General features: G+C 72.5%; 4 protein-coding genes. 2 read left to right on the plus strand and 2 right to left on the minus strand.

Going from position 1 to position 4,476, the window contains the following annotated elements; genetic code table 11:
* The first annotated feature begins 287 nt into the window (after positions 1 to 287).
* Both ONA70_RS34955 and ONA70_RS34960 read left to right on the plus strand, forming a co-directional pair.
* Positions 288 to 707: a hypothetical protein gene (locus ONA70_RS34955; protein ID WP_265010759.1), complete on the plus strand. Its 420-nt coding sequence runs from the start codon at positions 288 to 290 to the stop codon at positions 705 to 707.
* Positions 708 to 802: 95 nt separating this feature from the next.
* On the plus strand, positions 803 to 2,908 hold the full coding sequence (locus ONA70_RS34960) for an APC family permease (RefSeq protein ID WP_265010760.1): 2,106 nt from the start codon (positions 803 to 805) through the stop codon (positions 2,906 to 2,908).
* A gap of 106 nt (positions 2,909 to 3,014) precedes the next feature.
* Here ONA70_RS34960 and ONA70_RS34965 read toward each other — a convergent pair whose 3' ends face one another.
* Both ONA70_RS34965 and ONA70_RS34970 read right to left on the minus strand, forming a co-directional pair.
* Complete coding sequence (locus ONA70_RS34965) at positions 3,015 to 3,221, minus strand: hypothetical protein (protein WP_265010761.1); 207 nt, start codon at positions 3,219 to 3,221, stop codon at positions 3,015 to 3,017.
* A gap of 117 nt (positions 3,222 to 3,338) precedes the next feature.
* A partial coding sequence (locus ONA70_RS34970) for a low temperature requirement protein A (protein WP_265010762.1) occupies positions 3,339 to 4,476 on the minus strand: 1,138 nt, incomplete at its 5' end.

Consider the following 4,476-nt stretch of genomic DNA (forward strand, 5'->3'; position numbering starts at 1 on the left):
GCCCCCGGGCCCGCGCCATGTCCGACCTGCTGCGCCGGGGCGCGCGGGACGGGGTGCAGCCGTGGGCGCGGATCCACGCCGAGGACGGGCCCTACTGGCAGGCCACCGCCGAGCTGCTCGACGCGCAGGTGGACCGCTGGACCGCCGCCCTGGCCTGACGCCTCAGCCGCGCCGGGACCGGCTCCGGTACGCCGCGGCGGCGGCCCGGTTCTTGCACAACTCGCAGCAATACCGCTCGGGCCGGCCCCACCAGGTGTCGGGTCGCCCGCGCCGGGTACGTCGCCGGCATGGCGCACCGCGAACCCGTCCGGCCCGGCCCGGCCCGCCGCTTCGCGTTCCGGTTCGACCGGGCGTTCCGGCTGCCCCTGGCCCTGCTCGGGATCCGCCCGGAGACTGCCCGGGTCGAGCTCGGCCCCGACGAACTGGTCGTCCGGTTCGGCCCGTGGCTGCTGCGCACCGCCCGCGACAACGTCACCGGAGCGGAGCTCGGGGGCCCGTACCGCTGGTGGCGGGCGATCGGGCCGCACCTGTCGCTGACCGACGGCGGGGCGACCTTCGGCAGCAGCGCGGTCGCCGGGGTGTGCCTCCGGTTCGCCACCCCGGTGCCGGCGCTGGCGCCCGGGCCGTGGCCGCGCCACCCGTCGGTCACGGTGACCGTGACCGACCCGGAGGCGCTGCGGGACGCGGTGGGCGCCCCGCCCGGCTGAGCCGACCGAGTCATGATCTCTTCGGGCTTGTCGGGTTCTGCCCGGTGGGGTCCCGGGTACCGCCTACCGTCGGGTCAGGGCCTGAAGGGGTGCAGATGGCGGACGGGCGGGACGGGGCGCAGCCTCGGCGTACGCGGGGGCGGCGCAACCACGCGCACGCGGTCGCGGCGGACCGGGCACGGCGTGGTGCGCGCGACCCGGAGAACGGCGACCGCGCCCGGCGGGGGCCCGCCGAGCTGCCGGCGTGCGTGGACTCCCCGGTCCGTCCGCCCGAGCCGACCAGCCCGCTGGCCCGGTGGCTCTTCGAGCACCGGGTGCAACCGGTCGGCCCAGAGACCCGGGAACACCAGGCCCCCGCCCACCCCTGGTGGCAGGTGATGTGCCTGACCGGCGTCGACTACTTCTCCACCCTGTCCTACCTGCCCGGCATCGCCGCCGTGGCGGCCGGGGCGCTGTCCCCGTTGGCGACCCTGCTGATCGTGGCGCTGACCCTGTTCGGGATGCTGCCGATGTACCGGCGGGTGGCCCGGGAGAGCCCGCACGGGCAGGGCTCGGTGGCCATGCTGGAGCGGCTGCTGCCGTTCTGGCGGGGCAAGATCTTCGTGCTGGTGCTGCTCGGCTTCGTGGCCACCTCGTGGATCATCACGATCACCCTGTCCGCCGCCGACGCCACCGTGCACCTGCTGGAGAACCCGGTGCTGCCGGGGTCCTTCCCGCACGGCGGTGTCGTCGCGGTGCTGGTGACCGTGGTGCTCCTGCTGATCCTCGGCGGGGTGTTCCTGATGGGGTTCACCGAGGCGGTGCAGGTCGCCATCCCGCTGGTCGCGGTCTTCCTCGTGCTGAACGCGGTGATCGTGTTCGCCGGCTTGGCCGAGGTCGCCGGGGACCCGGCGGTGCTGAGCGGCTGGGCCTCCCGCCTCACCGGGACGGGTGGGGCCGCGGACGTGGTACGGACCAGCGTCCTGGCCTTTCCGCTGCTGGTGCTGGGCCTGTCCGGGTTCGAGACCGGGGTGAGCATGATGCCTCTGGTCAAGGGGGACGGCGCGGACCCCGAGGCGCGGCTGGGGGTGCGCATCCGCAACACCCGCAAGCTGCTCGGCACCGCCGCGTTGATCATGTCGGTCTACCTCATCACCACCACCTTCGTCACCACCGTGCTGATCCCGCCGAAGGAGTTCCAGCCCGGTGGCGCCGCCAACGGCCGGGCGCTGGCCTGGCTGGCGCACGAGCACCTGGGCGAGGCGTTCGGCACGGTCTACGACATCAGCAGCATCCTGATCCTCTGGTTCGCCGGGGCCTCCGCGATGGCCGGCCTGATCAACATCGTGCCCCGCTACCTGCCCTCGTACGGCATGGCGCCGGAGTGGTCGCGGGCCATCCGTCCGGTGGTGCTCGTCTACACGGCGATCAGCATCGCCATCACGCTCGCCTTCCGGGCCGACGTCAACGCCCAGGCCGGGGCATACGCCACCGGGATCCTGGCGATGATGGTCTCGGGCGCGATCGCGGTCACCATCGCCGCGTACGCCGGGCGGCATCCGTTCGCCGCGGCCGGCTTCGCGGTGCTCACCGTGGTGCTGCTCTACGCGCTCACCGAGAACGTCATCGCGAAGCCCGACGGCATCGCGATCTCCGGCCTGTTCATCGCCGGCATCATCGCGGTCTCGCTGATCTCCCGGGTGTCCCGGACCACCGAGTTGCGGGCCGAACGGATCGAGTTCGACGAGCCCGCCCGCAGGTTCGTCGCCGACTCGATCGCCCACGACGGCCGGCTACACCTGATCGCCAACAAGCGGCAGAGCGGCGCGGTCAAGGAGTACCGGTTCAAGGAGCGGGCGCAGCGCGGCATGAACCCGGTGCCGGGCGCGGCCGACGTGCTCTTCCTGGAGATCGACATTTCCGACCCGTCCCGGTTCAGCGGGGTGCTGCAGGTGCACGGGGTGGAGGTCGGCGGGTACCGGATCCTGCGCGCCAGCAGCCCGGCCGCGCCGAACGCCATCGCCGCGATCCTGCTGGCGTTGCGGGACGGCACCGGGGTGCGGCCGCACTGCCACTTCGAGTGGTCCGAGGGGAACCCGATCGCGCACCTGCTGCGCTATCTGATCCTCGGCCGCGGCGACACCCCGCCCGTGGTCCGCGAGATCATCCGCAAGTCCGAGCCGGACCCCACCCGCCGCCCCGGCATCCACGTCGGCGGCTGACCGCACGGGCGGAGCCCAGCCTCCTAGGACGCCCTAGGGGGAGTGGCGGACACGACGAGGCCCGCGCCTCGGGGGAGCGGGCGCGGGCCGGCGAGCGAGGTGTGACCTACTTGGACGGCTCGGGGAGCGTGCAGTCCACCTTGGGGTTGGCGCCGATGTAGTTCAACGGGCCGGCCACGATGGTGACCAGGATGGTGCCCGCCTCGGCGCAGTTGGCGTCGTCGTTGTTGTAGTAGCCGCGCTGACCGGCGGCGATCGCGCCGATGATGAGCCAGATGACGACCAGGGCGCCGACTATCGAGGTGCCGCGCATGGGTTGCCTCCACTGGGGTGATGGTGGATTCGAGGTGGAGGCCTTGTACCCAGAGCGGGGGAACGGTCAAACGGCGGGCGGCGTCGGGGCGACCGGTTCCGACCATCGCCGGTGGGCTCAGTGCGGCGGGGACGGATCCTCCGGCGGCCGGCCGCGGCTGCGCAGGTGGTCGGCGACGGCCACCCCGGCCAGCACCAGCATGGCGCCCAGCGAGGCGAACAGCGGCGGCAGGAAGAGCACGACCGGCGCGATGGTGAGCAGGGCCAGCAGGCCGCCGGGGCGGGACAGCGACACGCGGCTGAACACCTCGTACTCGAAGCAGCCGCGGCCCAGCAGGAATATGGCCGGCCCGCCGAGGATCACGGCCGCCCAGGCCGGCGGCGTCCGCCCGGTCGGCTCGTGCAGCACCAGGTCGAAGCCGGCCGCCGCGGTCACCACCCCAGCCACCATCAACAGATGGGTGTACGGCGCGCTGGCCAGGAACCTGCTCGGCTGTCGCGCCCGGGAGATGGCGTTCGGCAGCAGCTCACCCGACTTGTGCACGTAGATGCGCCAGAGCAGCAGGGTGGTGACGAAGGCGATCGCGAACGCGGCGATGTTCTCCATCTCGGAGTGCTTGACGCTGAACATCATGCCGGTGACCAGGATGGCGTCGCCGAGGGCGATGATGAAGAACTGCTGGTAGCGCTCGGAGAGGTGCTCGGCGGTGACGGTGCGCTGCGACTCGGGCACCATCCCGAGACCGGGCACCGGGTACGCGAGCCGGAAGCCGAGGTAGTCGATGCCCAGTGCCAGCGCCCAGAGCAGTACCCGGGCCTCGTCCTCCGCCACGGCCCCCACCAGCCAGGGAATCGCGGAGACCGCGAACCAGGTGAAGATCCGCGCCGCCCGGCGCTGGGTCTGCCGGTCGTGCCGTACGGTCGGCATGAGGAACAGCCCGCGTCCGAGATGGATCGCCACGTACGTCCCGGCGAAGACCAGACCGCGGGCGCCGAACGCCTCCGGAATGGCGGTGGTCATCAGCAGCGCGCCGAACATCACCGCCGCGATCAGCAGCTTGATCTCGGAGCGTTGCGGGTCGTACAGGTCGGTGACCAGGGTGGTGATCGCCCAGGTCCACCAGATGGCCATCAGCAGGAGCAGCGACTGGACGGCCCGTTCCCAGCTCACCTCGCCGTACAGGCCCCGCGAGATGAGGGCCAGCGCGACCACGTACACCAGGTCGAAGAAGAGCTCCAGCAGGGTCACCCGGCGG

Origin of the sequence: Micromonospora yasonensis (assembly GCF_026013475.1) — a bacterium.
Lineage (GTDB): Bacteria > Actinomycetota > Actinomycetes > Mycobacteriales > Micromonosporaceae > Micromonospora > Micromonospora yasonensis.

What these genes read in the sequence shown, in the direction of transcription:
- ONA70_RS34955 (WP_265010759.1), top strand. Translation starts at nt 288, where the DNA reads ATGGCGCACCGCGAACCCGTCCGGCCCGGCCCGGCCCGCCGCTTCGCG.
- ONA70_RS34965 (WP_265010761.1), bottom strand. Translation starts at nt 3,221, where the DNA reads ATGCGCGGCACCTCGATAGTCGGCGCCCTGGTCGTCATCTGGCTCATC.
- ONA70_RS34960 (WP_265010760.1), top strand. Translation starts at nt 803, where the DNA reads ATGGCGGACGGGCGGGACGGGGCGCAGCCTCGGCGTACGCGGGGGCGG.